Here is a 20,930-nt window from a genome sequence, read left to right on the forward strand (position 1 = left end):
GGCGTGCTGCCCAGTTTCCAAACAAGCCTTACGACATGATCAAGCCGCCATCGACATTGATCGTCTGGCCGGTGATGTATGCCGCATCCTCGGAGGCCAGAAACGCCACCAATGCCGCCACTTCGGCGGGCGTTCCGGCGCGGCGCATGGGGATGTTGCGTACCCATTCGGCCATTAGTTCGCCCGGCTTGTAGTCGCCCAGCATCTGGCCCCAGACGCGGTCGTTATAGTCCCACATTTCGGTGTGGATGATGCCCGGGCAAATGGCGTTGACGGTGATGCCCTCAGGCGCCAGTTCCTTGGCAAGGCTTTGGGTCAGGCCGATAACGCCGAATTTCGAGGCGGCGTAATGCGGGGTATAGATGAAGCCCTGACGCGCCTGGCCGGAAGCGGTGTTGACGAGGCGGCCTTTGGTGCCGCTTTCGCGGAAGCGGCGGATCGCCTCCTGGCAGCAGAGGAACGCGCCCTTGGTGTTGACGTCGAGATTGAAATCCCACTGTTCCTGCGTCAGCTCCTCGATCTTGGAAATGGTGATGACGCCGGCGTTCTGGACGGAGATGGAGAGCGGACCGATCGCCTCCTCGGCAGCGCCATAGGCCTCGCGCACCGCTGCCGCGTCGCGCACATCGAGGATGACGCCATGGGTGACAGCGCCGGTTTCGTCGGCCAGTTTTTGGGCGGCGTCCTGCGTGTCCCTGTCGACTGAGGCGATGGCGACTTTTGCGCCTTCCTCGGCAAAACGGCGGGCTATGCCGTAACCGATGCCCTTGTTGCCTCCGGTCACGAATACGGATTGACCTTCAAAGCGCCTCATGTCTCCTCCTTTATGGGATATGGCTATGTTTCCTGGCCGACCAGTCGTTCGGCAGTGAATTTATCGGTGACGAGCACGTCGATCACGCCGGTTCTGAGCGCACCGGCAATGGCCTCGGTCTTTTTCGAGCCGCCGGCGAGCGCAATGACGCGGTCGACATTGGAGAGGTTTTCCAGCGGCAGGCCGATGACCCGGTCGTCGAGCGGCGTCTTCACCGGTTTGCCTTGCCTGTCGAAGAACCGCAGCGATATGTCGCCCACCGCACCCGCCTGGGCGAGATCGGCCAGTTCCTTGGCGGAAAAGATGTTGCCGGAACGGGCGAGAAGTTCCGATGGCTCGACCGCACCGACGCCGACGATGGCGAGCGTGATGGACCCGAAGAGATCGATGGTTTCGCGCACGAAGGGATCGGCGAGCATCAGGAGCTTCGCTTCCCGCGAGGTGGCGACGCCCGGCACCGGCAGCAGTTTCGGTTCGGCCTCGGTCAGCCGCGCCAGCCGGGTGGTGATCTGGGTTGCATGCGTCTGCACGGAAGGATCGCCCATGCCGCCCAGTGTCTGCACGATGTAGCGCGCCTTCGACCCTTTCAGCGGGTGGATGTTTTCCACCATCTTGAAGATCGTCTGGCTCCAGCTGGAAACGCCGATGATCTCGTTCTGCGACAGCGTCACCTCGAGAAAATGCGCCGCTGCCTCGCCGATGCGGGCCATGATCGCGCCGTCGCGATCCTCGCTGCAATCGACAACGATGGCCTCCGGCAGGTCGAAACGTTCGCGCAGCTGCGCTTCCAGATCGCTATAGGTGCCGGGCGGCGGAATGATGCTGGTGCGGACGATGCCTTCCGCCTCGGCACGCTTCAGCATGCGCGAGACGGTGGCCTGCGACAGGTTGAGATGCTGGGCGATTTCCGCCTGCCTTTTGTGCTCGCTGAAATACATCTGCGCCACGCGGGATATCATTCGAAGTTCGTTTAGCCTGCCCATAAGCCCTCCAGGGTGAATTTTTATTCACCATTACCCGAGGTTACAGGCAAGGTCGAGCGGGCAATCGCATCGCGCCAGACGCTGAGCCGATGGCTGTTTTCGCTCGCGGACGGCGCGATGGTGTTGCCGTTGCTGTTCAACGCCGCGATGGCATCGAGATCGCTCCAGACACCGAGGGCAAGGCCGGCGAGATAGGCGGCACCCAGTGCCGAGGCTTCCGGCGCGTCACGCTGGATGATGGGGTGTTGCAGCATGTCGGCAACGCATTGCATCAGGAAACGGTTCTGGCTCGGCCCGCCATCCACGAACAGCCGTCCAAAACCCGAAGGCGACTGCGCGCGCATGGCGGCGAAGACGTCATGGACCTGAAAGGCAATCGAGTCGGTGACGGCGCGGGCCATCTGGGCACGCGTGGTGCTGAAATTGATCTGCGAGAACAGGGCGCGCGCATTGGTATCCCAATAGGGTGCTCCAAGGCCAACGAAGGCCGGCACGAAACCGGGACCGTTTGGCTCGGCAGTGGCGGCGAGTTCCACCAGCGCGGCGACATCCGGCAGGCCGAGAATCTCCGTCATCCAGGGCAGGGAGGCTGCCGAAACGAGAATATTGCCCTCAAAAGCGAAGGTCGGCTTGCCGCCGAGCCGCCATGCGACCGTGGTGGTGATGCCGCGTTCAGGCGCGATGAAATGCGGCAGCGTCGTCATGACCGAGGAACCGGTGCCGAAGGTCACCTTGCCGTCGCCGGGGTTGAAGGCGCCGTGGCCGAAGAGGGCTGCGTGGCTGTCGCCTATTGCCGCGAGGATCGGTGTGCCGTCCTTGATACCGGGAACGCCCGATGTGGTGCCGAAATCGCCGCTGCTGTCGCGCAGATCGGGCAGGGCGTTGATATCGATGCCGAAGAGCTCGCAAAGCTCCTCGCTCCAGACCTGCCGGTTGAGATCGAGCACCTGGCTGCGGGCGGCGTTGGAGGCGTCGCAGGCATGGACTTTACCGCCGGTAAAGCAATGGATCAGCCAGCTATCGATGGTGCCGATGCGGAGCCTATGCCCCTTCGGGGCACGCTCCAGCAGCCAGCGCATTTTTGCGCCGGGAAACATCGGGTCGATCGGCAGGCCGGTCAGCGCCATGACGCGTTCGGAATGGCCTTTCTCGATCAGTTCAGCGCAGTCCTGCGCCGTTCTTCGGCACTGCCAGCTGAGCACCGGGCCGAGCGGCTCGCCGGTCTCGCCATCCCATATGGTCACGGATTCGCGCTGGTTGGAAATGGCGATGGCCGCGACATCGACGGCAGAGGGGGCGGCGGCGAGGCAGGCGGAGATCGCTTCACGGACCGAGGCCCAGATGCGGTTCGGATCCTGTTCCACCCAGCCGGGCTGCGGATAGGTAATGCCGACGGGTGATGAGCCGCGCGCCAGCAACTCTCCGCTTTCCGAGACGAGAATGGCCTTGGAATTGGTGGTGCCCTGATCGATGGACAAAATGGCGCGCATGACGGGGGGTCTTTCGTCGGCAGTTTTCGTTCCGCCTTGCGGCGCTTAAACGACGATATTGCAAAAAGGGTGTCGCCGCGCATCCGAAGACACGCGACGACTCTGGGAGGAGACCTTATTTTCTCTTGATCAGCGCTTCGGCCGCATCGGCAATGGCGGCCGGCGCCATGCCGAATTCATCCAGCAGCCATTCGGCCGAACCGGTGTGGGCAAAGACACCGGGAACGCCGAGACGTTTCATCGGCACCGGGGCCTGTTCGACCACGACTTCGGCAATGGCCGAACCAAGGCCGCCGAAGATCGAATGTTCTTCGGCCGTCAGGATCGCGCCGGTTTCCTTCGCAGCAGTGACGATGGCCGCCTCGTCGATGGGTCGCACGGTCGCCATGTTCAGCACCCGCGCCTTGACGCCACGGCTGGCGAGAATATCGGCGGCCTTGACGATGCGGTGGGTCAGCGTGCCATTGGCGATCAGCGTCAGATCGGAACCTTCACGCAGCAGATTGGCGCGGCCGAGGTCGAAGACATGGCCTTCCGGCAGCAGATCCGGCACGCCGACGCGCGACAGCCGCAGGAAGCATGGGCCGGCATAATCCGCCGCCCATTTGACGGCGGCGGCCGTTTCGATGCGGTCGCAGGGAGCGATGACCGGCAGGTTCGGCAGAACGCGGGTCCAGGCGAAATCTTCGATGGAATGATGCGTAGGGCCGAGTTCGCCATAGGCCATGCCCGACGAAATGCCGATCAGCTTCACATTGGCGTTGGAATAAGCAAGGTCGGCCTTGATCTGCTCCAGTGCGCGGCCGGTGAGGAAGCACGATGCGCCGCAGACGAAGGGCAACTGGCCGCCATTGGCGAGACCGGCGCCGACGCCGACCATGTTCTGTTCGGCGATGCCGACATTCACGAGGCGCTCGGGGAATTTCGACTTGAAGCCGCCGAGTTTCGATGAGCCGACGGAATCGTTGCAGACGGCGACGACCTTGTCATTGTTGGCGGCCAGCGCCTCCAGCGTCTCGGCGAAGGCATCGCGGCAGTCATACAATTTTGCGGCGGTTACGGGCGCGTTCATCACAATGTCTCCGAAAGTTCTTTGACGGCGATTTCATATTGTTCCCGGCTCGGAACCTTATGATGCCAGTCGACGCGGTCCTGCATGAAGGAAATGCCGTGACCCTTGTTGGTGTGGGCGACGATGCAATGCGGGCGGTCGCCGCGATGCTCCAGCGCCGGCACGACGTCCGCCATGGCGTTGCCGTTGATTTCGCTGACTTCCCAGCCGAAAGCCTCGAGCTTCGGGCGAAGCGGCGCGACATCATTGGTTTCCGAAAGCGCCGCACCCTGCTGGAAGCGGTTGTGATCGACGATCAGCGTCAGATTGTTGAGGCCGAATTGCGCGGCGGACATGATGGCTTCCCAGTTGGAGCCTTCCTGCATCTCGCCGTCACCGGTCATGACATAGGTGTGGTAGTCCGCACCGGAAAGCTTGGCCGCCTTGGCCATGCCGACGGCGACGGGCAATCCATGGCCGAGCGGGCCGGTATTGGTTTCCACACCCGGCACCTTGTTACAGTTGGGATGGCCGTTGAGGCGCGAATTCGGCTGCAGGAAGGTCGATATTTCCTCTTCCGGGATGAAACCGCGCTTGGCCAGCGTCACATAAAGCGCGCAGGCCGTATGGCCCTTGGAAAGCACGAAACGGTCGCGGGCAGGGTTCTTCGGATCATCCGGCCAGATGCGCAGGACACGGAAATAAAGGGCCGTCATGATGTCGATCGCGGACATTTCGCCGCCGACATGGCCCGCACCCGCTTCGAAAACAGCCTGTACGTCGCGAAGGCGAATCTGGCGCGCAATGCGCTCTAGCTCTGTGGGCTGCATGGAATCCTCTTCAAAACATGCGTGTGAATATTTATACAGCTATTTATATAATTGCAGAGATGGCGTGTCTGTCAAGATGGAATTGCGGATTCTCTTGTTTCGGCCCAAGCCGCTCTGTTCCGGTGCCGCAGAATTTTTCATGGGGAAGGGTATTCGCGGCGTCCTCATCCCTGTGCTTGTCACAGGGATCCAGTCAGCCCAAGTCATTGGGCTGAAAGGAGTCTTTCCGCCGCGCAGACGCGCGTCTGCTGGATTCCTGTGACAAGCACAGGAATGAGGGTGAGAACGTAAGTCGCCAGCCATCCTATCCTCCGCAGGGTCCTTTCCGCCATTAACGCCCTATTGACAAGCTTCTCAAAACTGGCCTATGCATGTTTCACCGATGATGAATAATTATTCTAATCGGTTTAAAAAATGCAAGACAGTCACCGGGAGGAGCCATGTCCGCGATTGAACGCAACGAGGGGGTCACGCACGCCAGGAGCCCGCTTGCCTGGCTGAGCGGCGCGACCGGACCTCTTCTGGGCCTGCTGCTGCTCTGCGTGTTTCTGACCTTCGCCAGCGAGAACTTCCTGTCGCTCAGGAACGGCCTCAACATTCTCGATCAGATCACCGTTCTCGGTATCATGGCCGTCGGCATGACCTTCGTGATCCTGCTCGGCGGCATCGATCTGTCGGTCGGCTCGGTGCTGGCGCTGTCGATGATGATCATGGGCTGGACGGCCAATGTCGCGGGCATGCCGATGGGCATGGCCATCGTGCTGGCGCTCGTCGCCTCTGCCGCCTGCGGGCTCGTGGTCGGCATTCTCGTCACCGCCTTCCGGGTGCCGGCCTTCATTGCCACGCTGGCTATGATGTCGGTGGCGCGCGGTCTCGCCAACATGATCACCGATGGGCAGCAGATCGTCGGTTTTCCCGACTGGTTCATGATGCTGGCGATTGAGCGTCATTTCGGCGTGCTGACGGCAACCGTGCTGCTGATGCTGGTCGTGGTGCTGATTTCCTGGGCGTTCCTGCGTTTTCGTTCCGAAGGCCGCACCGTCTATGCGGTGGGCGGCAATCCGGAAGTGGCGCGTCTTGCCGGCATCAACGTGCCGCTGGTGACGATCTGCGTTTATGTCGCCTGCGCGGTTCTGGCCGGTCTTGCCGGCATCGTTCTTGCGGCACGTCTCGACTCGGTGCAGCCCTCCAGCGGCTTCGGTTACGAGCTGGATACGATTGCGGCTGTCGTCATCGGCGGAACCTCGCTTTCGGGCGGTGCGGGCGGTATTGGCGGCACCCTGATCGGCGTGCTGATCATCGGCGTGCTGCGCAACGGCCTCAATCTGCTCAACGTTTCTCCCTTTTTGCAGCAGGTCATCATCGGCGTGGTCATCGTACTGGCCGTGGGTGCTGAAACCTTGCGTCGCCGCAGAAGCTGAATTTGCCTGCGGACGGCGAAGAGCCGTCCGCGCAATAAACGACCCTCCCGGTATGGGAGGCGTGAAAAACGGCCGGAGGGGAGGAGGTTTGATCTGCCCGAAGGTCAACAATCAACAAATGGAGGAATAATCATGAAATTTTCACGCATTCTGCTGACATCCGCCGCCCTTCTCGCCATGTCGCTCGGCCAGGCCAATGCCGCCGAAGTCAAGAAGATCGGCCTTGCCGTCGCCAATCTGCAGGCGAACTTCTTCAACCAGATCAAGCAGGCCGTTGAAGCCGAAGCCAAGACGCGCGGCATTGCCGTCGTCACCGTCGACGCCAAGGGCGATGGCCCGACGCAGGTGAACCAGATACAGGATCTGCTGACCCAGAACATCGATGCGCTGATCTATATTCCGGCCGGCGCCGCCGCCGCGACCGTTCCGGTAAAGCTTGCCAAGGCCGCCGGGGTTCCGGTCATCAACATCGACCGCAATGCCGATGGCGCGCCGGGCGATACCTTCCTCGCCACCGATTCCGTCGCCTCCGCCAAGGCGGTCTGCGATTACATCATCAAGCAGGCCGGCGGTTCGGGCAAGATGGTCATCATCCATGGCCAGAAGGGCACGACACCGGAAGTGGACCGTACCAAGGGCTGCATGGAATCGGTTAACGCCAATTCCGGCGTGAAGATCGTTGCCGAACAGTGGTCCAACATGTGGAGCCAGGATGAAGGCTTCCAGATCATGCAGAACATGCTGCAGGCCAATCCGGATGTTTCCATCGTCTTTGCCCAGGCCGACGGTCTGGCGCTCGGCGCGGCGCAGGCAATCAAGGTTGCCAACCCTTCGCAGAAGATCGTCGTTGGCGGCTTCGACGGTGATACGGCAGCCCTTGAGGCGCTGAAGAACGGCGTCTTCGATGTGACCGCAACGCAGCAGACCCAGAAGATGGGCCGCATGGCTGTGGAAATGGCCGTCAAGATCGTCGGCGGTGAGAAGGTTCCGGCCGTGCAGCTCTCCGATGCGACGCTGACGACGAAGGAAAATGTCGAAGGCTTCATCGCCAACCATCCCTGATCCTGCTGCCCCGCGCGACCCATGGGATGCGCGGGGCATTCATTGGTTTGTCTTTAGGTTATTTCGGACGCAAGGCTTGGGCATTCCCGCTGCTTATGTGTCCTGGGAGGTCCCGTCATGCGCGAGCCGGTTCTTTCGCTCCGTGGCATCAGCAAACGTTATGGTCCGCTTGAGGTCCTGAAAGCCGTCGATCTCGATGTCTATCCGGGCGAAGTGGTGGCGTTGCTGGGTGAAAACGGCGCGGGCAAATCCACGCTGTCAGGTATCATCGCCGGTTCGCGTGAGCCGTCCGAGGGCAAGATGACATGGCTTGGGCAGCCTTACGCGCCTGCATCGCCGCGCGAGGCGATCGACAAGGGTATTGTGCTCATCCACCAGGAGCTGAAGCTTCTGCCGGAGCTTTCCATTGCCGAGAACGTGTTCATCGGCCGATGGCTGATGAAGAACGGCGTTATCGACCGCGCCGAGATGGTGCGCAGAGCCCAGCAGCAGCTGGCGCGCCTCAATCTCCACATTCCAGCCACCCGCAAGGTGGCCGGCCTTTCCACCGCCAACCAGCAGCTGATCGAAATCGCCAAGGCGCTGGCGCTGGATGCGAAACTTCTGATCCTCGATGAGCCGACGGCGGCGCTTGGCGGCGCGGAAACGCAGGCTCTGTTCGAGCAGGTGCGCAAGCTGCGCGCCGAGGGTGTCGGCATCATCTATATTTCCCACCGCATGGAAGAGATCAAACAGATCACCGACCGCATCGTCGTGTTGCGCGACGGCGAGCGGGTGCATGAATTTGCCGATAGCGCGACGCCGGTGCGTACCATTGTTGAAAGCATGGTCGGCCGCTCGCTGGAGCGCCTGTTCCCGGCGTTGCCGGAACCGCAGGACAAGGTGGTGCTGGAGGTCAAGGGGCTGACCGGCGCGACCAATGCCTTCCGTGACATCAGCTTCGGCGTTCGCGCCGGCGAAATCCTTGGTATCGCCGGTCTTATCGGCGCGGGACGCACCGAGCTGGTGCGGGCGATATCCGGTGCCGACCCGACGAGTGCGGGTGAGGTGCTGCTGGATGGCAATGTGCTGACGCTGAAAAGCCCGGCGGACGCCATAGCCAAGGGCATCGTCATGGTGCCGGAAGACCGCAAATTGCAGGGGCTGGTGGTGGAGCACGAGATCGGTGAAAACCTGATCTATGCCAATCTCGACCGCGTCGGCACCGGCTGGATCACGCCGCGCATCAAGCGCGCCTTTACCAGGGAAGCCATCGCCAAATTCGGGGTGAAGGGCCGTAGCGAACAGCCAGCGTCGGATCTTTCCGGTGGCAACCAGCAGAAGGTGGTCATTGCCAAATGGCTTGCCCGCAATCCACGCGTGGTGGTGCTGGACGAGCCGACCCGTGGCATCGATGTCGGCGCACGCGCGGGCATTTACGATATTATCGTCGGATTGGCCAAAAGCGGCGTGGCCGTCATCGTCGTCAGTTCCGATCTCGAGGAAGTGCTGGGCGTATCGAACCGCATCCTCGTGCTCGCGCAGGGAAAACAGGCCGGCATCCTCAACCGTGACGAAGCAAACGACGTTTCGGTCATGGAACTGGCTACTATTTGAAGAAGGAAATACCGATGTCCACCATCACGCTCAACGCGCCGAAACTGTTCGATCTTTCCGGCCAGGTGGCACTTGTCACCGGTGCCGGCTCCGGCATCGGCCAGCGCATCGCCATGGGGCTTGCCCAGTCCGGCGCCAATGTCGCGCTGCTTGATCGCCGCACCGATGACGGTCTGGCGCAGACCGCCGAGTTTATCGCCAAGGCCGGGCGCAAGTCGATCCAGATTGCGGCTGACGTCACCAGCAAGCAGGCGTTGACTGAAGCGGTTGCGCGTACTGAGGCCGAGCTTGGCCCGCTTTCACTCGCCGTCAATGCGGCTGGTATCGCCAATGCCAATCCGGCCGAGGAGATGGAGGAAAGCCAGTTCCAGACGATGATGGACATCAACCTGAAGGGCGTTTTCCTGTCCTGTCAGGCGGAAGCCAGTGCCATGCTGAAGAACGGTCGTGGTGCAATCGTCAACATCGCCTCCATGTCCGGCGTCATCGTCAATCGCGGGCTGATGCAGTGCCATTACAACGCCTCGAAGGCCGGCGTCATCCACATGTCGAAATCCATGGCGATGGAGTGGGTGGGGCGCGGCATTCGCGTCAACACCATCTCACCGGGTTATACGGCAACGCCGATGAATACGCGGCCGGAAATGGTGCATCAGACCAAGCTCTTCGAAGAACAGACGCCGATGCAGCGCATGGCGGGCGTGGATGAGATGGTTGGTCCGGCGATCTTCCTGCTGTCAGATGCGGCGAGCTTCGTGACGGGCGTGGATCTGCTGGTGGATGGCGGTTTCTGCTGCTGGTAGGGTTTTCGACGCGTTAGCGCTGAGGTGGATGATAGGGCGCACCAGACCTATGGGTCAGGTTGACGCGGCTTTTTCCCTCCGTCACCCCGGACTTGATCCGGGGTCCAGTGCGATCAAGTCTTTGATCACAAAAGACTCTTCTCACGGCGCAGACGCGCCGTGGCTGGATGCCGGATCAAGTCCGGCATGACGGAAGAGGAGAAGCCAGACGGTTTCACAAGTATCACGCCCGGCTCGCGCCGGGCGTTTTTGTATTCACGACACGAGCGGCAGATCAGGCAACCTGCTTCTGCACCACGTCTTCGACAACCTCGCCCTTGAGGTAAGCAACGAGGTCCTTGATTGTTACGACGAGCAGGCCATGGCGTTCGGCGAAGACTTCGAGCTGGGGCAGGCGGGCCATGGTGCCGTCGTCATTGGCAACTTCGCAGATGGTGCCGGACGGAAACTTCCCGGCAAGGCGGCAGAGGTCCACGGCGGCTTCCGTGTGGCCGGTGCGGCCGAGAACGCCTTGCGGATTGGCGCGCAGCGGGAAGATGTGGCCGGGACGGGCGAAGTCTTCCGGGCGCGAACCCTCCGACACCAGCGCGCGCACTGTCTCTGCCCGGTCGGCGGCGGAAATGCCTGTCGTGGTGCCCGGAATATAGTCCACCGAGACGGTGAAGGCCGTCTTGAGGGATTCGGTGTTGCGCGACACCATCAGCGGAATGTCGAGCGCGTCCAGACGCTCACCCGGCATGGCGACGCAGACCAGCCCGCGGGCATGGTTCATCATGAAAGCGATCTGCTGGGGAGTGATGCTGTCGGAAGCGGCGATGATATCGCCTTCGTTTTCGCGGTCTTCATCGTCAACCACAATCACCATCTCGCCACGGGAAATGGCGTCGATCGCGTCTTCAATTTTAGCAATGGTCATTCTATTTCAAGCCTTTCAAGGGGTTATGCCGTTTTGCGGCATTTTCGCGCTTCAAGAAGCGCCAAATATCCCTTGGGCGAACAATGCAATGCGAAGCCCGCTCACGCGCGGGCGTCTTATGCCTTGTCCTCTTCCATCCGGACTATACCGTCGGCTCCGGCCTCTCACCGGATCTGCTGACCTTCCGGCTTTGGAGACCGGAAGCGCTCGCGGGCTCCGGGAAGATCCCGATACCGCCGGTGGGGAATTGCACCCCGCCCTGAGAACAAGACCAACATAAATTATCAAATGGGAAGGAATCAAGGGGGCAATGGCCTGCCGTCACCCCTTTGCGCGAAAAGAATATCCCGATTGCCGCCGCGATGAGGTATTTCCTTTCCGGCGCCAATGGTTGGTGCCGAAAGCCGGCGAATGAATCTCAAAGGCCCGAGCTTACCGGTCGCGCAACCGCAATTCATCGGTCTGCATCTGCAGCGAACCGAGGGTCGACAGGAAGCTCATGCCGAGCAGGCTCTGGCCCAATTGGCCGTCCTGGGCGACGAGGGCGGGGATGTTGCGCCGGGCGATGGGGCCGATGCCGATTTCGGAGAGCGTAACGGGGGCCGCCGCCGTGCGGCCATTTGCGGTCATGACAGGTACGGTATAGCGGAGGTTTGTGGTGTCGATGCCGATTACGGCCGCATCCGCATTGGCGAGCACCACCGAGCTTGCGCCGGTATCGACCAGCATATGGATCGTCTTGCCCTCGATGGTGACATTCGCCTCGAAATGGCCACTCATCGATTTATGCAGCACGATTTCCTGTTCACCGCCTGATGTCGTCACCACCACGGCGCGACCGGGCATCAGGCCGCCGAGCAGCCGGTCGCCGAAGGCTTGCAGGTCGTAGCGATAGAGATAAAGCGACACGAGGCCGAGGATGATGACGAGCCAGACGGCGAGCTGGCGGATGACGGTGCCGAAACTGCCGCGTCTTCCCGCCAGAATGCCTGCCGACAGGAGACCGGCAATGGGAACAAGATAAAGGACCTGGGCGAATTGATCATTGTCGATGCCGAGCGTGCGGCCGCCGTCGTGATTGATGAGAAGCAGGCCAAGACCCACGGCCAGCAGGAGAAGAACGATGGTCAGCCTGTTCATGCGGTATGCGTCTCCTTGGCGGTCTCGCTCATATTTGCCAGTCTTTGTGGGAGCAGCCGCATGATCTTGCGGCGCTTTTCGTCGCTATAGCCTGCCCAGCCGCCGATTTCATCCAGCGTGCGGCCGCAGCCGATGCAGAGGCTGTTGGTCGCGTCGAGGCGGCAGATATGGATGCAGGGTGTTTCCATAGGGATCTATATCAGGCCGTCAGGCCGCAAGGGCAAGGGCGACGAGAGTAACGATCTCCGTGATCTGCTGGCAGGCGCCGATGGTGTCGCCGGTATGGCCGCCGATCTTCCTGTCGCAGAGCCTGCCGAAAAGCACGGCCGCCAGAAAGGCTGCCGCCAGCACGAGTGTAATCGACAGGAGCGGCAGGGCGTGCAGCGTGAAGAGTATGAAAAGCAGCAGCCCGATCACAAGCGCGATGTTGCGCTCGCTTGTGCCCGGCTGGCCGGCGCCGGCGGCGATGCCGGAGGTTTTTGCGGCGGGTAGCGACTGCCAGTGCCACACCATCAGGGCGCGGCTCAGGACAAGCGCGGCGATCAGGGCGGCGGCGGCGGTTTTTGCCGGCAGCGCCTCGATCAGCGAGGCGAGCGCGGTGGCGCGGAGCGCAAAGGACAGCACCATGGCGATCGTGCCATAGCTGCCAATGCGGCTGTCCTTCATGATTTCGAGCATGCGGGCCCTGTCCTTGCCGCTGCCGAAACCGTCGGCCATGTCGGCCAGGCCGTCTTCATGCAGCGCACCCGTGATAAGCGCCGTCAGGCCGATGACGAGCCAGCCCGTGAGCTGCGGAGAGGCGTCGAAGGCTGCGAAAACCACCACAAGGAAAGCGGCGGGCAGGGCGATCAGTAGGCCGGCGGCGGGAAAGGCGCGGGCGGTGCGGCGCATCGACACGCCGTCGGCATCAGCGAAAAACCGCGAGGGAACGGGCAGGCGGCTGAGAAAGGCAACGGAATGCATGACATCTGTTATAAAATCCCCGGCCTTCATGCTCTCTCCGTTGCAGTCGCTGCATTTCCGGTTGTTCCGCGGCGCATCCGCGATTATGAGAGGCGCAACAAAGACCGATTTGCCGGAAAACACAAGTTCCGGACGCATAAGCCGATGCGACAGCCAACCCGGCTACGAAAGAGACCGACACCATGAGCATGAGCGGATTGCCCTTCGACGATTTTCGTGCGCTGTTGCGCGAGCTTCCCGGCCCGGATACGCATGCGCTTGTGGCGGCCAAGGAGCGCAATGCGCAGCTGACGAAACCCGCGGGTTCGCTCGGCCGTCTCGAAGAAATCGCCATGTGGCTGGCCGCGTGGTCCGGCCGTTCTCCGGCCGTCACCCGTCCGCTGGTGGCGATCTTCGCCGGCAATCATGGGGTTACCCGCCACGGCATTACGCCTTATCCGACATCCGTGACGCAGCAGATGGTGGAAAATTTCGCGGCCGGCGGTGCGGCGATCAACCAGATCTGTGTCGCCAACGACCTCGGCCTGAAAATCTTCGATCTGGCGCTCGATTATCCGACCGGCGACATCACCTGCGAGCCGGCGCTCTCGGAGCGCGACTGCGCCGCCACCATGGCCTTCGGCATGGAAGCGATTGCCGGCGGCACCGATCTTCTCTGCGTCGGTGAAATGGGCATCGGCAACACTACCATTGCGGCGGCGATCAATCTCGCGCTTTACGGCGGCACGGCGGAAGAATGGACCGGTCCGGGCACCGGTTCGGAAGGCGAGGTCATGGCCCGCAAGATCGCGGCGGTGAAGGCTGCTGTCGAGTTTCACAAGGACCATCTGTCCGACCCGCTCGAAATCATGCGCCGTCTCGGCGGACGCGAAATCGCGGCGATTGCCGGCGCGATCCTCGCTGCCCGCGTGCAGCGCATTCCGGTGCTGATCGACGGTTATGTGGCGACGGCTGCCGCCGCTCTTCTGAAGGCCGCCAATCCTTCGGCGCTGGACCATTGCCTAATCGGCCATGTGTCGGGTGAGCCGGGCCATCTGGCCGCCATCGAAAAGCTTGGCAAGACGCCGCTTCTGGCGCTTGGCATGCGGCTCGGCGAGGGCACGGGGGCAGCACTTGCCGCCGGTATCGTCAAGGCTGCCGCTGCCTGCCATTCCGGTATGGCGACGTTTGAAGCGGCGGGTGTGGACACCCGCATCAGCTCCCGCACCGACCATTGAGGCCGAAGATGGACGCGACGCCGCAAAAGAAGCAACCGGAACCCGCCTTTCGCAAGGAAAAAGGCTGGCGGCATCTTTTGGCCGCCGCGCGTTATTCCGTGCAGGGGCTTGGCCGGCTGTGGCAGGAAGCGGCGTTCCGGCATGAGGTTCTCGCCTTCGGCGTCGGGCTTGCCCTGCTTCTGATTGTGGGCGCGCCATTTGCGCATCTTCTCGTCTTTACCGTGCTGATGCTGTTGCTGTTTTCGGTCGAGGCGCTGAATACCGCCATCGAGGAGCTGGTGGACCGCATTTCGCCGGAAATCTCCTCGGTCGGGCGGCACGCCAAGGACCTCGGCTCCTTTGCCGTCTTCTGCCTGTTGATGGCGAATGGATTTTTCGTGCTTTATTCGCTGGTGACGGCGCTGTTCTTCTGAGGTTATTAGCCTTAAGGCATTTCCGAACGGAAAACCGGCGTCCACTTTTCCTGGAAATGCTTACGCGAAGGACCGCCGGCGCGGCTGGATGGCGTGGGTTTCCTCCACGGCCGGCAGGCTCTGCAGCACGCGTTTTGCCGGCAGGATGGCGATGCCTTCGGTGCCCTCGCGCAGTTTCGATTTCAGGATGAATTGACCATCATGCTTGGCGAGAATCGCCTGAACGATGGGCAGGCCAAGGCCGGTTCCCTGTTCGGCGCTTTTGATCGCGATCGACCCCTGACCGAAGGCTGACAGCACCACGGGAATTTCCTCTTCGGGAATGCCGGGGCCGTTATCCCTGATCGACACATATTGCCCGCCGCCCGCCGTCCAGCCCGCTTTCACGAGAATCTCGCCGCCCTGCGGCGTGAATTTCACCGCGTTGGACAGGAGGTTGAGGATGACCTGGCGGATGGATTTTTCATCCGCCCAGACCTGCGGCAGGCTGTTTTCGAACTGCTGGGAAATCCTGATATTCTTGGCGCGGGCGCGAAGCTGGATCATGCCGATGCAATCCTCGGCGATTTCCAGCATGGAGATGGATTCCTCGTTGAGATCGTAACGGCCGGCCTCGATGCGCGACAGGTCGAGGATTTCGTTGATGAGGTCGAGCAGATGCTGGCCGGAGCGATGGATATCGCCGGAATATTCCTTGTAGAGCGGATTGTTGAGCGGGCCGAGCACCTCTGACGACATGACCTCGGAGAAGCCGAGGATGGCGTTGAGCGGGGTGCGCAGCTCGTGCGACATGGAGGCGAGAAAGCGGGATTTCGCCAGATTGGCTTCTTCCGCGCGGCGCCTTGCCTCGTCCGACACGGAATTGGCGACTTCGAGTTCGGCGATCAGGTCGTCCTTTTCCGTCTGCGAGGAGAGGAGCTTGATGCTCGTCTGATAAAGACGGCTGGTGATGCGATGACAGAAGAGGATCGCCATGCCGAACATCAGCGCCAGACCGACATCGAAGGGATTGCGCGAAATCGCCGAGGTCATGCACAGCGCCGCCAGCACGGGCAGGAAGGTCATGAAGGTCGCGCGCCGCAACATGAAATTGGCCATGGCGGTCAAGGAAAGCGCGATCAAGAGCGTTGCGCCCTTGAAGAAAAGAACGAGCGTCGGGTCGTTGCGCACCGGTTCGGCCAGCGCGAACATGGCCCAGGCGCAGCCGATGAGGATCTGCATGCCGAGGAAGAGGCTCTTCCAGTGCTGAATATTTTCGGCGGTGATTTCCTGTTTTGCCGCCCGCTTGGCAAGCAGCAGAGAAAAGGCGTGGAAGCTCAGCGCAATCAGCGACCAGATGATCAGGCTGATGTCGCGGGTTATATAAAGGCCGATGATGGAGGCGAGCACGATGAAAAGCGGCATGATCATCGCGCCCTGCAGGGTCTCGGCGATGTGCATGGTCAGCATTTCACGTTCATAGGCGTCGCTTGCGCCTGCCCCCTGCTGCAGACGGTCACGCGTCGTCTTCACCGTGTCGAAGACCGCCTTGTTGCGGTGCTTTTTCGAGCGGTCGACGATGATCTTGTCGGTGGACGTGCTGACGCTTTTACTCATTGTTACAACGCGGGGTGACATGAACCCTTGCAGACTACGCGCAAAATCTTAAGAAGATGCTGCCGTGAAAGGATTTGTTTGCCATTTCTGACAAGGGTTTGTTGTTACATGAGACGAAATGGAGGCAAGCGCGGACGTTTTTCGGCATTTCGCGATGGCGGGCTTTTTCTCGCCACGGTTTTTCTCGGCATTCTCATCGCCGCCAAGCTCGACCAGATCAACAGCGAAACCCATGTCGGCCGTTTTTTCGTGATCGATGGGGACACCCTTTCCAAGGGAGACGAGCGCTTCCGGCTGCTCGGCATCGATGCGCCGGAGCTTGCGCAGACATGCCTGCGCGGCGGCGAGAGCTGGCCGTGCGGGGTGGAGGCGCGTGGCGCGTTGCAGCGTCTGGCGACGGCGCGGGATTTTTCCTGTGCCGGCAGCTCCAGGGACCGTTACGGGCGACAGCTCGTTTATTGCACGGCGGATGGCAAGGATGTCTCTTCGGAAATGGTCTCGGCGGGGTTTGCCGTTGCATCAGGCTATTTCCAGTTTTCCGGCGAGCAGGCGAGGGCACGGCAGGAGGGGCGGGGCATCTGGGCGGGGGATTTCGAAAAACCTTCCGAGTGGCGACGTGAGCATCGGGCGGCGGATCTGGAAACGCCGGCAGCGGGCTTTTTGACCGTCATCCGCCATTTTCTGGGGTGGGATCATGGCTGAGGCGGAGCGGTCCCCATTGTTGCGGGATGACGGGCTGGATGGGTTGCGCGGCGAAATCGCCCGCTGTCGTCTCTGTCGCGACGCGCCGCTGAAGGGAATGGCCGATCGCCTGCCGCATGAGCCGCGGCCGGTGGTCGTGATCTCGACGAAGGCGAGGATTCTGATCGCCGGGCAGGCTCCGGGGCTGCGTGTGCACGAAACGGGGATACCTTTCAACGATGCCTCCGGCGACAGGCTGCGGCAATGGCTCGATGTTGACCGGGGGACGTTCTACGACCCGGACCGTTTCGCCATCGTGCCCATGGGCTTCTGTTTTCCCGGTTATGACGAGAAGGGCAGCGACCTGCCGCCACGGCGGGAATGTGCGCCTTTATGGCGTGAGCGGGTGATGACGGCGATGCCGCAGGTGGAACTGATCCTCGCGATCGGCCAATATGCGCAGGCCTTTCATCTGGGGGACCGGCGCCGCAAAACCATGACTGAAACGGTGCAAAACTGGCGCAGCTATCTCCATGGCAATTCCGGCCCCGGCGTTTTGCCCCTGCCGCATCCGAGCTGGCGCAACACCGGCTGGCTGAAAAAGAACCCATGGTTTACGGAGGAGCTGCTTCCGGTTCTGCGACAACATGTGGAAATGCGGATTTAGTGAAACAATTTTCTGTTTTTCTGCAAAAATTAGTGTATTGAAAGGAAATTAATTCAGGAGGATAGACGCATTGGATCGCCTAGACCGTAAGATTTTGCGCATTCTGCAAGAGGATTCCACGCTGGCCGTCGCCGATCTGGCGAAAAAGGTCGGCCTTTCCACGACGCCCTGTTGGCGGCGTATCCAGAAGATGGAGGAGGATGGCGTCATCCGCCGGCGCGTGGCGCTGCTCGATCCGGTCAAGGTCAATACCAAGGTCACGGTTTTCGTCTCCATCCGTACCGCCTCGCATTCCATCGAATGGCTGAAGCGTTTCTCCGAGGTGGTTTCCGAGTTTCCGGAAGTTGTCGAATTTTACCGCATGAGCGGCGATGTCGACTATCTGCTGCGCGTCGTCGTGCCTGATATCGCGGCCTATGACGCCTTCTACAAGCGGATGATCGCCAAGATCGAAATCCGCGATGTGTCCTCCGCCTTCGCGATGGAGCAGATCAAATATACGACGGAACTGCCGCTCGATTACATGCTGCTGGATAATCCCAAATCCGGCGAAGAGTGATCCGCTGCGGATCAGGTTTTCGATCAATGCCCTTTCCGGCTGCCGGGGAGGGCATTTTTATTTGGGGCTTGTCTTTCCCCATTGATCCGGCCCGCCAGGGGCTGATCCTGCCGGAAGGTCCATCCGGTTGCGCGGCCAAGGCATGACAATCTTATTCCGCCCATACCGGCAAATTCGCACATTCAGTTCTCCCGGCACTGTCTCCGCGCAAAGGGTGATTTTGATAAAATCGCTCGAATATATACGCTTTTACTGTCGAAGGATGGAATAGCGAGGGATATCCATATGCTCACACGACGCGGAACATTGGGACTGATTGCAGGTGCGACCGGGGCGGTGTTTCTGCCGCATATCCGGCGGGCGGGTGCCGCAACCACGACGTTGCGGATTGGCTGGCAGAAGAATGGCGTGATTGCGCTGGCGAAAAGCCAGGGTGCGCTCGAGGCGCTGCTGAAGGATCGCGGCATCGAGGTCAAATGGTCGGAATTTTCCTCCGGACCGCCCCTTCTCGAAGCGCTGGGTGCCGGCGCGCTGGATATCGGGCCGACCGGCGATGTGCCGCCGCTTTTCGCGCAGGCCGCTGGCGGCAATCTGCGTTACGTCGGCACCTACAAGGCGGCGGCCGGCGGATCGGCCATCCTCGTGCAGAAGGATTCACCGCTGAAGACGCTGGAAGACCTGAAAGGCAAAAAGGTCGCCTTCAAGCGCGGCTCCAGCGCCCATAATGTCACCGTCAAGGCGTTGCGAAAGGCGGGGCTGACGTTGAGCGATATCACGCCCGTCGACCTTGCCCCACCGGATGCCGCAGCTGCCTTTCGCAGCGGCAGCATCGATGCCTGGTCGATCTGGGATCCCTATTTTGCCGTGGCGGAAAAGGAGCCGACGACGCGGGTTCTCTCGACCGCCGAAGGCATTGTCGATCCGTGGAGCTATTTTCTCGGCAATGGCGATTTCGTCGAGGCCAATCCCGATCTCGTGCCGCTGATCCTCAAGGAGCTCGCAAATGTCGGCGCAGGAGCGCAGGCCAATATCGATGCGACCGCGAAGTCTCTGGCGGCGATCACCGGTGTTCCGGAGGATGTCACCAAGGTTTCGCTGACGCGACCGGGTGCCGATCTCGGGCGAGTGTCGCTGGTTCCGGATGAAGCCGTCGCCTATCAGCAGGCGCTTGCGGATGAATTCTACGATCTGAAGATCGTGCCGAAGAAACTCAAGGTGGCGGATATCGTCTGGCGGCCGAAGGCGAGTTGAGCGGGCGGGAAAAGGTGAGTCTCTTCAACCCGCTGGCGGGTGTTGCTGAGAGGTTGATTCAGCCATGTTTTTCAAATGCAGGGCGAGTGGATGCCGCTTGTTTCTTCTCCCCGCCGGGGAGAAGTCCGCGGCAGCGGGATGAGGGGGCAAGCTCTCCGGATATCTCTGCGCTTGCCCCCTCATCCGACCCTTCGGGCCACCTTCTCCCCGGCGGGGAGAAGAAATCTGCCGCAATGACGGAGGCTCAGCCCTTGAGCTTGGCAATCACCAGATGACCGGGCGTCGGATTACCATCCTGCATGCGCACATTGATGTCAGTGACTTCGATGATTTCGAAACCGGTGGCGGCCAGTCGTTCCCGCACATAGGTTTCGGCATGGGCGAAACGCTGGTGCGGGCCGACCATATATGGACGTCCGGCCAGGGTCGCTTCAGGCAGGGTTTCCGACGAGAAGATCAGCAGGCCGCCGGCATTGAGGTTTTCGGCGGCGCCGAAAAACAGCGGCTCCAGCGCGCCGAGATAGGGCAGCACATCGGTGGCGGTGATGATGTCGAAGGGCTCGTCGTCATTATCCTCAAGGAAGTCCTCGGCTTCGGCGACGTAGAGCGTCTCGTAAAGGTCCTTCTCATGGGCGATCTCGACCATGTTTTCGGAAATGTCGATGCCGGTAATGTCGTCGGCCATATCGCGCAGCGCTTCGCCGGTAAGGCCGGTGCCGCAGCCGAGATCGAGCAGGCGCTTGAAGGGGCCGAGGTTCAGCGTCTGCAGCCGCTGGCGCACCATCATCGGCACGGCGTAACCGAGCTGTTCGACAAGAATATCCTCGAAGGCTTCGGCATGCTGGTCGAACAGGGTTTCGACATAGGCGTCCGGCGCCTTCGGCGGGGTTTCGCCCCGGCCCATGGCGGCGATGCGAACGGCCGCACCGCCGTGATCGTCCGGATCGATGGCGAGAACCTCCTCATAGGCCTTTACCGCCGCGTCCACATCGCCGGCTTTTTCAAGCGCGAGCGCACGGTTATAGGCCTCGGCAAGCGCCTCTTCGTCGATTTTCTGGTTCTTCGTCATCGTGCCTTATCCGTCAGCGTCATCAGTTGACGTTTGCTGTAAGCCGCATCGGAGACGGGCGCAATGTTTATGTGGTGCGATGGCTCAGTGGATGATGAACTCCCCCTTGAGCGCGCGCCATTCCTGCGCCGAGATCACCTGACGATGCACGTAGCGGACGGAATGCAGCGGTCCGTCGAGCTTTTCCTGCCAGAATTTGAGGAAGCCATGCATTTCGGGGAAATCCGGGGCAAGATCATAGTCCTGCCAGACATAGGTCTGGAGAACCAGCGGATGATCCGGCAGGCGATACAATATCTGGGCGGTGGTGAGGCCGTAGCCTCTCAGCATCATTTCCATGTCCTTGTTCATGACGGCGGTTCCCGTTTCCATGATTGCCGATCACAGCGTTACCGCTGTATCGAATAT

22 protein-coding genes and 1 riboswitch are annotated in these 20,930 nt (G+C 61.2%); of the genes, 10 read left to right on the top strand and 12 right to left on the bottom strand.

Going from position 1 to position 20,930, the window contains the following annotated elements:
• Window positions 1-28: 28 nt before the first annotated feature.
• The 5 genes from AC5YUO_RS13170 to AC5YUO_RS13190 form a co-directional block, all read right to left on the bottom strand.
• Window positions 29-814: an SDR family oxidoreductase gene (locus AC5YUO_RS13170; RefSeq protein WP_496153606.1), complete on the bottom strand. Its 786-nt coding sequence runs from the start codon at window positions 812-814 to the stop codon at window positions 29-31.
• Between the two features lie 23 nt (window positions 815-837).
• Window positions 838-1,797, bottom strand: coding sequence for a sugar-binding transcriptional regulator (locus AC5YUO_RS13175; RefSeq protein ID WP_404498346.1), 960 nt, complete (start codon window positions 1,795-1,797; stop codon window positions 838-840).
• 20 nt (window positions 1,798-1,817) lie between these two features.
• A complete protein-coding gene (locus AC5YUO_RS13180) occupies window positions 1,818-3,287 on the bottom strand; it encodes an FGGY family carbohydrate kinase (RefSeq protein ID WP_496153607.1) in 1,470 nt (489 codons plus the stop codon).
• A 115-nt stretch (window positions 3,288-3,402) separates the two neighbouring features.
• Complete coding sequence (locus AC5YUO_RS13185; protein ID WP_496153608.1) at window positions 3,403-4,359, bottom strand: transketolase family protein; 957 nt, start codon at window positions 4,357-4,359, stop codon at window positions 3,403-3,405.
• On the bottom strand, window positions 4,359-5,168 hold the full coding sequence (locus AC5YUO_RS13190; protein ID WP_496153609.1) for a transketolase: 810 nt from the start codon (window positions 5,166-5,168) through the stop codon (window positions 4,359-4,361). Before AC5YUO_RS13190 ends, AC5YUO_RS13185 begins: the two co-directional genes overlap by 1 nt.
• Window positions 5,169-5,608: 440 nt before the next feature.
• Here AC5YUO_RS13190 and AC5YUO_RS13195 point away from each other — a divergent pair, with 440 nt between their 5' ends.
• The 4 genes from AC5YUO_RS13195 to AC5YUO_RS13210 all read left to right on the top strand — a co-directional run bounded on the left by AC5YUO_RS13195 (window position 5,609) and on the right by AC5YUO_RS13210 (window position 10,050).
• Window positions 5,609-6,589, top strand: a complete 981-nt coding sequence (locus AC5YUO_RS13195) for an ABC transporter permease (protein ID WP_404498339.1) — start codon at window positions 5,609-5,611, stop codon at window positions 6,587-6,589.
• 132 nt (window positions 6,590-6,721) lie between these two features.
• The gene (locus AC5YUO_RS13200) at window positions 6,722-7,651 is read left to right on the top strand and encodes a sugar ABC transporter substrate-binding protein (RefSeq protein ID WP_065115989.1); all 930 of its coding nucleotides are present in this window, start codon (window positions 6,722-6,724) and stop codon (window positions 7,649-7,651) included.
• Window positions 7,652-7,768: 117 nt separating this feature from the next.
• Window positions 7,769-9,247 carry a sugar ABC transporter ATP-binding protein gene (locus AC5YUO_RS13205; RefSeq protein ID WP_496153610.1) on the top strand — a complete coding sequence of 493 codons (1,479 nt, stop codon included), beginning with the start codon at window positions 7,769-7,771 and terminating at the stop codon, window positions 9,245-9,247.
• Window positions 9,248-9,261: 14 nt separating this feature from the next.
• Complete coding sequence (locus AC5YUO_RS13210; protein WP_496153611.1) at window positions 9,262-10,050, top strand: SDR family oxidoreductase; 789 nt, start codon at window positions 9,262-9,264, stop codon at window positions 10,048-10,050.
• A 274-nt stretch (window positions 10,051-10,324) separates the two neighbouring features.
• Here the strand turns inward: AC5YUO_RS13210 and ribB are convergent, their stop codons facing one another.
• From ribB to AC5YUO_RS13230, 4 genes are all read right to left on the bottom strand, one after another.
• The gene (ribB, locus tag AC5YUO_RS13215) at window positions 10,325-10,966 is read right to left on the bottom strand and encodes a 3,4-dihydroxy-2-butanone-4-phosphate synthase (RefSeq protein WP_080816685.1); all 642 of its coding nucleotides are present in this window, start codon (window positions 10,964-10,966) and stop codon (window positions 10,325-10,327) included.
• 121 nt (window positions 10,967-11,087) lie between these two features.
• Window positions 11,088-11,237, bottom strand: a riboswitch (FMN riboswitch).
• Between the two features lie 161 nt (window positions 11,238-11,398).
• Window positions 11,399-12,106: a TIGR02281 family clan AA aspartic protease gene (locus AC5YUO_RS13220; protein ID WP_496153612.1), complete on the bottom strand. Its 708-nt coding sequence runs from the start codon at window positions 12,104-12,106 to the stop codon at window positions 11,399-11,401.
• On the bottom strand, window positions 12,103-12,294 hold the full coding sequence (locus AC5YUO_RS13225; protein WP_496153613.1) for a DUF1289 domain-containing protein: 192 nt from the start codon (window positions 12,292-12,294) through the stop codon (window positions 12,103-12,105). The genes AC5YUO_RS13220 and AC5YUO_RS13225 overlap by 4 nt, the downstream gene beginning before the upstream one ends.
• A gap of 19 nt (window positions 12,295-12,313) precedes the next feature.
• Window positions 12,314-13,099 (bottom strand): adenosylcobinamide-GDP ribazoletransferase, encoded by a 786-nt coding sequence (locus AC5YUO_RS13230; RefSeq protein ID WP_496153614.1) that lies wholly within the window; start codon window positions 13,097-13,099, stop codon window positions 12,314-12,316.
• Between the two features lie 152 nt (window positions 13,100-13,251).
• On the opposite strand from AC5YUO_RS13230, the gene cobT reads away from it, so the two are divergent.
• Complete coding sequence (gene cobT / locus AC5YUO_RS13235) at window positions 13,252-14,286, top strand: nicotinate-nucleotide--dimethylbenzimidazole phosphoribosyltransferase (protein ID WP_400816900.1); 1,035 nt, start codon at window positions 13,252-13,254, stop codon at window positions 14,284-14,286.
• A gap of 8 nt (window positions 14,287-14,294) precedes the next feature.
• Entirely contained in the window at window positions 14,295-14,699 is a 405-nt protein-coding gene (locus tag AC5YUO_RS13240) for a diacylglycerol kinase (protein WP_496153615.1), read from the top strand.
• 60 nt (window positions 14,700-14,759) lie between these two features.
• On the opposite strand, the gene pdhS2 is transcribed toward AC5YUO_RS13240, so the two are convergent.
• On the bottom strand, window positions 14,760-16,295 hold the full coding sequence (gene pdhS2, locus AC5YUO_RS13245) for a two-component system sensor histidine kinase PdhS2 (protein WP_496153616.1): 1,536 nt from the start codon (window positions 16,293-16,295) through the stop codon (window positions 14,760-14,762).
• Window positions 16,296-16,403: 108 nt separating this feature from the next.
• Here pdhS2 and AC5YUO_RS13250 point away from each other — a divergent pair, with 108 nt between their 5' ends.
• The 4 genes from AC5YUO_RS13250 (at window position 16,404) to AC5YUO_RS13265 (ending at window position 19,453) form a co-directional block, all read left to right on the top strand.
• Window positions 16,404-16,997 carry a thermonuclease family protein gene (locus AC5YUO_RS13250; RefSeq protein ID WP_496153617.1) on the top strand — a complete coding sequence of 198 codons (594 nt, stop codon included), beginning with the start codon at window positions 16,404-16,406 and terminating at the stop codon, window positions 16,995-16,997.
• On the top strand, window positions 16,990-17,643 hold the full coding sequence (locus AC5YUO_RS13255; RefSeq protein WP_496153618.1) for a uracil-DNA glycosylase family protein: 654 nt from the start codon (window positions 16,990-16,992) through the stop codon (window positions 17,641-17,643). The genes AC5YUO_RS13250 and AC5YUO_RS13255 overlap by 8 nt, the downstream gene beginning before the upstream one ends.
• Before the next feature lie 70 nt (window positions 17,644-17,713).
• On the top strand, window positions 17,714-18,202 hold the full coding sequence (locus tag AC5YUO_RS13260; RefSeq protein WP_003507846.1) for an Lrp/AsnC family transcriptional regulator: 489 nt from the start codon (window positions 17,714-17,716) through the stop codon (window positions 18,200-18,202).
• 285 nt (window positions 18,203-18,487) lie between these two features.
• Entirely contained in the window at window positions 18,488-19,453 is a 966-nt protein-coding gene (locus AC5YUO_RS13265) for an aliphatic sulfonate ABC transporter substrate-binding protein (RefSeq protein ID WP_496153619.1), read from the top strand.
• Between the two features lie 244 nt (window positions 19,454-19,697).
• Here the strand turns inward: AC5YUO_RS13265 and AC5YUO_RS13270 are convergent, their stop codons facing one another.
• Together AC5YUO_RS13270 and AC5YUO_RS13275 are read right to left on the bottom strand one after the other, a co-directional pair.
• Window positions 19,698-20,522, bottom strand: a complete 825-nt coding sequence (locus tag AC5YUO_RS13270) for a class I SAM-dependent methyltransferase (protein WP_496153620.1) — start codon at window positions 20,520-20,522, stop codon at window positions 19,698-19,700.
• Between the two features lie 84 nt (window positions 20,523-20,606).
• Window positions 20,607-20,873: an usg protein gene (locus tag AC5YUO_RS13275; RefSeq protein ID WP_400816959.1), complete on the bottom strand. Its 267-nt coding sequence runs from the start codon at window positions 20,871-20,873 to the stop codon at window positions 20,607-20,609.
• Between the last annotated feature and the right edge of the window lie 57 nt (window positions 20,874-20,930).

The organism is Agrobacterium sp. LEGMi-208b (assembly GCF_059511785.1).

Coding starts and splice junctions, on each gene's coding strand:
- AC5YUO_RS13170 (WP_496153606.1), bottom strand. CDS start 814: ATGAGGCGCTTTGAAGGTCAATCCGTATTCGTGACCGGAGGCAACAAG.
- AC5YUO_RS13175 (WP_404498346.1), bottom strand. CDS start 1,797: ATGGGCAGGCTAAACGAACTTCGAATGATATCCCGCGTGGCGCAGATG.
- AC5YUO_RS13180 (WP_496153607.1), bottom strand. CDS start 3,287: ATGCGCGCCATTTTGTCCATCGATCAGGGCACCACCAATTCCAAGGCC.
- AC5YUO_RS13185 (WP_496153608.1), bottom strand. CDS start 4,359: ATGAACGCGCCCGTAACCGCCGCAAAATTGTATGACTGCCGCGATGCC.
- AC5YUO_RS13190 (WP_496153609.1), bottom strand. CDS start 5,168: ATGCAGCCCACAGAGCTAGAGCGCATTGCGCGCCAGATTCGCCTTCGC.
- AC5YUO_RS13195 (WP_404498339.1), top strand. CDS start 5,609: ATGTCCGCGATTGAACGCAACGAGGGGGTCACGCACGCCAGGAGCCCG.
- AC5YUO_RS13200 (WP_065115989.1), top strand. CDS start 6,722: ATGAAATTTTCACGCATTCTGCTGACATCCGCCGCCCTTCTCGCCATG.
- AC5YUO_RS13205 (WP_496153610.1), top strand. CDS start 7,769: ATGCGCGAGCCGGTTCTTTCGCTCCGTGGCATCAGCAAACGTTATGGT.
- AC5YUO_RS13210 (WP_496153611.1), top strand. CDS start 9,262: ATGTCCACCATCACGCTCAACGCGCCGAAACTGTTCGATCTTTCCGGC.
- ribB (WP_080816685.1), bottom strand. CDS start 10,966: ATGACCATTGCTAAAATTGAAGACGCGATCGACGCCATTTCCCGTGGC.
- AC5YUO_RS13220 (WP_496153612.1), bottom strand. CDS start 12,106: ATGAACAGGCTGACCATCGTTCTTCTCCTGCTGGCCGTGGGTCTTGGC.
- AC5YUO_RS13225 (WP_496153613.1), bottom strand. CDS start 12,294: ATGGAAACACCCTGCATCCATATCTGCCGCCTCGACGCGACCAACAGC.
- AC5YUO_RS13230 (WP_496153614.1), bottom strand. CDS start 13,099: ATGAAGGCCGGGGATTTTATAACAGATGTCATGCATTCCGTTGCCTTT.
- cobT (WP_400816900.1), top strand. CDS start 13,252: ATGAGCATGAGCGGATTGCCCTTCGACGATTTTCGTGCGCTGTTGCGC.
- AC5YUO_RS13240 (WP_496153615.1), top strand. CDS start 14,295: ATGGACGCGACGCCGCAAAAGAAGCAACCGGAACCCGCCTTTCGCAAG.
- pdhS2 (WP_496153616.1), bottom strand. CDS start 16,295: ATGAGTAAAAGCGTCAGCACGTCCACCGACAAGATCATCGTCGACCGC.
- AC5YUO_RS13250 (WP_496153617.1), top strand. CDS start 16,404: ATGAGACGAAATGGAGGCAAGCGCGGACGTTTTTCGGCATTTCGCGAT.
- AC5YUO_RS13255 (WP_496153618.1), top strand. CDS start 16,990: ATGGCTGAGGCGGAGCGGTCCCCATTGTTGCGGGATGACGGGCTGGAT.
- AC5YUO_RS13265 (WP_496153619.1), top strand. CDS start 18,488: ATGCTCACACGACGCGGAACATTGGGACTGATTGCAGGTGCGACCGGG.
- AC5YUO_RS13270 (WP_496153620.1), bottom strand. CDS start 20,522: ATGACGAAGAACCAGAAAATCGACGAAGAGGCGCTTGCCGAGGCCTAT.
- AC5YUO_RS13275 (WP_400816959.1), bottom strand. CDS start 20,873: ATGAACAAGGACATGGAAATGATGCTGAGAGGCTACGGCCTCACCACC.